Origin of the sequence: Paraburkholderia sp. RL17-347-BIC-D, assembly GCF_046027915.1 — a bacterium.
Taxonomy (GTDB): domain Bacteria; phylum Pseudomonadota; class Gammaproteobacteria; order Burkholderiales; family Burkholderiaceae; genus Paraburkholderia.
This window is the reverse complement of sequence record NZ_JARESS010000189.1, coordinates 1-1066: the sequence shown is the minus strand read 5'-3', so window position 1 is coordinate 1066 and position 1066 is coordinate 1. Positions and strand designations below refer to the sequence as shown.

Below are 1066 nucleotides of genomic sequence, written 5' to 3'. Positions count from 1 at the left end.
GATCGAGGAATGATCGATAAGTCGGGGAAGGTGCAGGCGCACCCACAATTACGTATATCGGAGATAGGAAAATGTATCCCCTCAAGAAGGACATGAATTTCCCGAAGAATCAATGGTACGTTGCGGCCTGGTCCGACCAGATCGGCCCGGACTTGCTGGCCCGTACGATATTGGGTATGCCGGTGGTTCTCTACCGTACCCGAGAGGGAAATCCCGTAGCACTGGCCGATCGGTGCCCACACAGAAGGTTTCCCCTCTCCAGGGGAAAGCTCATCGACGATCAGATTGAATGCGGTTATCACGGATTCACGTTCGATTGCAGTGGCAAGTGCGTTCGCATTCCTTCCCAAACGGACATTCCCGCGAGCTATGGCGTTACCAAGTATCCTCTGGTGCAGCGCTGGGAGTGGCTGTGGATCTGGATGGGTGACCCGTCGCTTGCGGACGAGAGTCTGATTCCCGATCACGGGCCCCTTCGCGTATCGGACGAAGGTTGGCAACCAACGGTCGGCGCCCACGAACGGGTCGAATCGCGATACATCTTTCTGCATGACAATTTGCTCGACCTGTCGCATCTGAGCTACCTGCACGGCAGCACGATTGGCGGCCCCGGAATCGCACATGCCGAAGCGGAGATGAAGCAGGATGAGCGTCAGTTTATCGTCTCCCGCTTTATCAAAAGTGATCAGGTCGAACACCTTCCCCTGGCGAAAACGATGAATATGACCGGACTGGTCGACCGCACCATGATCCAGTACTTCTTCCCTCCGGGGCTGCATTCCACGGGCTCCAGTTTCCAGAGTGCGGTGAATGGTGGTGTGGAGCCTGGCAAACCATACGGTGCGCTCAGGGTGAATCATGCGATTACGCCAGAGACAGAGAATACGACCCACTACTTCTGGGCGTTTAGCCGAAACTTCGGGCTTGGCGATCAACAGCTTACCGAATCACTGAAAGCCGATATCGCCGCTGCATTGGATGAGGACGTGGTGGGAGTGAAGTACTGCGAGGCAATGGTCAGTCTTGGCGGGCTTGGCCCAGAAATCCATGCCAGGTCCGATGCGCC

At 56.2% G+C, this 1066-nt stretch carries 1 protein-coding gene; it reads left to right on the top strand.

Going from position 1 to position 1066, the window contains the following annotated elements:
• Positions 1-71 precede the first annotated feature (71 nt).
• On the top strand, positions 72-1066 hold a 995-nt coding region (locus P0D96_RS48070), incomplete at its 3' end, for a Rieske 2Fe-2S domain-containing protein (RefSeq protein WP_408321362.1).